This window comes from Cellulomonas massiliensis JC225, from assembly GCF_000312005.1.
Lineage (GTDB): Bacteria > Actinomycetota > Actinomycetes > Actinomycetales > Cellulomonadaceae > Cellulomonas > Cellulomonas massiliensis.
Genome location: NZ_HE978588.1, coordinates 1,934,074 through 1,937,595 on the forward strand (window position 1 = coordinate 1,934,074; position 3,522 = coordinate 1,937,595).

Consider the following 3,522-nt stretch of genomic DNA (forward strand, 5'->3'; position numbering starts at 1 on the left):
CCTGCGCGCGGCCCACGGTGACGGCGCGCGTGACGACCGGCGCCGCGCCGGGTGGGGTGCCGCCCACGAGCGCGAGCAGCTGCAGCCACGCGCGCAGCCGGTGCTTCGGTCCGAGCCGGGAGAACACCGCCCGGACGATCGCGTCGCCGTGGACGCCCACGACCGTCCCGGTGAGCGTGCGCCCGTCCGGGAGCGGGACGCGCGCGTCCAGCGTCTCCGCCGGGCCGACGAGGTGCCCGGCGGCCGCCTCCGCGACGAGCGCGACCCGGCCGCGGACGTCCTCCAGGACGGACGAGCCGAGGGCGAGCGGCGGGATGCGCCCGCGCCGGCGCTCGGCGTCCGCGGCACGGGCGGGGTCGGCGCCGGCGAGCAGCGCCGCGAGGAGGTGGTCGCCCACGGCCCACCCCTGCAGCGGGTCGAGCGTCAGCGGGATGCGGTCGTCCAGGTCGTCCGTCTCGCCCGGCAGCACGACGCCGAGCCGGCGCCGCACGAAGCCCCGCACCGGGTGCTCGAGCACGTCGACGACCGCGTCGAGGTCGAGGCCGTCCCGGTCGGCGTCCGGGCCGTCGTCGACCGGGGGGAGCGGGGCGGGCAGGAACGCCGGCGGCCCGGTGCGGGGGTCCTGCGCGCGCACGGCGGCGCGGTACCGCAGCGCGTCGAAGCTGAACGCGCCGTCGCGCCCGAGGGCGCCGGGGGCGAAGTTGCGGGCGTCCGAGGTCTGCAGCGGGTGACGGACGACGAGCCGGTCGCGCGCGGGTGCGCCGCCGGGTGCGGCCACCGCCGCGTCCACGGCGTCGAGCAGCTCCGCGACGGGCACCGCGGGCGGCCGGGCCGCGCCGGTGCGCTCGTCGAAGCCCGAGTACAGGACGACGAGGTGCTCGGTCGCGGACGTGACCGCGTCGAGGAAGAGCTGCCGGTCCTCGGCACGCGGGTCGCGCTCACCGACGAGCGGGTCGGCCCCGAGGACGTCGTCGCCGTCGTCGCCGCGGCCCCGGGGGAAGGCGCCGTCGTCCATCCCGAGCAGGCACACCACCCGGTGGGGGACGGCGCGCATGGGCTCGAGCGAGCAGATCGTCAGGGCGCCGGTGCGGAACCCCGACCGGGTGGGACGCCCGCGCAGACGGCGTCCGAGCAGCGCCCGGACGTCCGCGAGCCGCAGCGTCGACGCGTGGCCCTCCGCCGCCTGGCGGACCTCGCCGAGCACCGCGCGCGCCTCGACGAGCTGCCACGCGTCCGCCGGCGGGACGTCGCCGAGCAGCGTCAGGGCGCGGTCGAGGGCCGAGAACCACGCGTCGGGGGTCCGGGCCGCGCCGAGGGCGGCGAGGGTCACGGTGAGGCGGTCGACGAGCTCGGCGAGCCGCCCGGCGAGGTCGACGTCGTTGCTGTCGACGTCGTCGAGCGGCAGCGCGGTGCCGAGGAAGCGCTCGTCCTCGTCGGCCATCGCGGCACCGAGCAGCAGACGGTCGACGCCCGCCTCCCACGTGCCCTGCGCACCGACGCGCGCGAGGCCGAAGCGCGCGCGGCGCGAGACGTCCTCGCCCCAGCGGACACCGGCCTCCTGCACCCACGCGGTGACGCGCTCGACGTCCTCGTCGGTGAGCACGAACCGCTGCCGCACGGGCGGGCTCGCCAGCAGGTCCACGACCTGCGACGCGCCGACCCGGGAGCCGGCGAGCTCGAGCACGTCGGACAGCAGCGTGAGCAGGGGGTTCGTCTGGCGCAGGGAGCGGTCGGCGACGCGGACGCGCAGCGTCCGGCCCGGGTGCGCGCCGGGACGCTCGTCCTCCTCGACGCCGAACGTCGCGGCGACGAGCGGGGCGAACGCCTCCACGTCCGGGCACATCACCACGACGTCCCGCGGCTCGAGGGTGGGGTCGTCCGCCAGCAGGCCGACGACGACCTCGCGCAGCACCTCGACCTGACGCGCGCGGCCGTAGCAGGCGTGCACCTGCACGCTGCGGTCGCCGGCGGCGTCGTCGAGGACGGCGGGAGCGCTGCTCGCGTCGTCGTCCCGGACCCGCGCCTGCAGGTGCCCGAGCGTCGAGGCCGGCGGGCGCGGCGCGGGCAGCCACGTGGTGCGCGCGCCGAGGTGCGCCACCCGGACCTGCAGTTCGGTCGCGTCCCGGGCCATCGACGTCAGCAGCGGGTGGCGACCCGGCACCCCGAGCCGCGCGCGGCGCAGCGGCAGGGTGGGGAGGGCGGCCTCCACGCGGCCCCACAGCTCCGCGGACGGGTGCGGGAGCCACAGGTGCACCGCCCGGTGCTCGCCGAGCGCCGCGAGCACCGTGAGCTGGTCGCCGGACAGGCGCGTGGGCCCGAGCACCGAGAGCCGGGCGGGGAGGTCGACCGCGGCCGGCTCGTCGCGCAGCAGCGCGACGGCGTCGTCGAGCCGCTCGGCGGGGCTCGGCGCGCCGAGGTGGGCGCGCAGCCGGCGCCACAGGTGCGGCTGCCACGCCGCCCCGGGTCGCAGCGGCGCGCCCGCGCCGTCGTCGTCCCGCCCTTCGGCCCACCCCAGCACCATCTGCGGGCGCTGCGCGGCGTACGAGGCGAACAGGCGCGCGACGTGCTGGGCGGTGCGCACCCGCCGCGAGCGGCGCGGGTCGTCCTCGTCCGCTCCCGCCCCCAGGTACCGCGCGAGCGGTGCGGCCCACGCCTCGCCGAGGCTCGCGTCGACGACGTCCACGACGTCCCAGACCAGCCGGGCCGGGTGCCAGGGGTCGTCCTCGGGACGGACGCCGAGGACGGCCGCCACCGCCTGCGCGACCACCCGCCCCGGGGGGTCGAACCGCACGTGCGCGCAGACGCCGTCACCGGTCGGGCCGGCGCCCAGCCGGTGCGCCAGGCGCTGCGCCACCCAGCGCTCGACGCCCCGCGTCGGCACCGCGACGACCTCGGGCGCGAACGGGTCCGCCGGGGGGTCGAGCAGCAGCTCCGCGAGCCCGTCGACGAGCACGTCGGTCCGCTCGCTGACGTGCGCGTGCAGCCCGCGTCGCGGGGGCGTCGTCGGCGGTGGCACGAGCGTCACGGTAGCCGCGACGCCCGACACGGGGCAGCCCGCCGGCGCGCCCCGTGGACGAGGCGCGCCGAACCGACCACCGGGGACGGCTCGCGCCCTACGCTGGCCCCGTGGTCGACGCCCTCGCGCGGCCGGACCCCGCCGCCCGCAGCCCCCGCCGGGTGGCCGCCGGGACCGCCGCCACCCCGCACGGCGAGCCGCCCGCCTGGCGCGACGCGGCCGTCGTCGGCGTCCTCGCGACGCTCGTCTCGGTCGCGGGGTCCTGGGTGCCGTCGCTCTGGGACGACGAGGAGGCCACGCTGACGGCCGCGCGCCGCAGCTGGCCCGAGCTGCTCGAGATGCTCCACGGCATCGACGCGGTGCACGGCGCCTACTACGCGTTCATGCACGTGTGGGTCGCGGCGACGGGCACGTCGGCCTTCGCGGTGCGCCTGCCCTCCGCCCTCGCCGTCGGCGTCGCCGCGGCCGCCCTCGTCCTGCTGGCGCGGCGCGTCGCCGGGCGCACC

The 3,522-nt window shown here is 79.3% G+C and carries 1 protein-coding gene and 1 pseudogene; one reads left to right on the top strand and one right to left on the bottom strand.

From position 1 onward, the window contains the following. The coding region (recC, locus tag HGCM_RS17715; protein ID WP_081596454.1) for an exodeoxyribonuclease V subunit gamma at positions 1–3,016 on the bottom strand (3,016 nt) is incomplete at its 3' end. A gap of 110 nt (positions 3,017–3,126) precedes the next feature. Here recC and HGCM_RS19825 point away from each other — a divergent pair. Next, positions 3,127–3,522 (top strand): annotated as a pseudogene (locus tag HGCM_RS19825) (hypothetical protein); the annotation flags it as partial.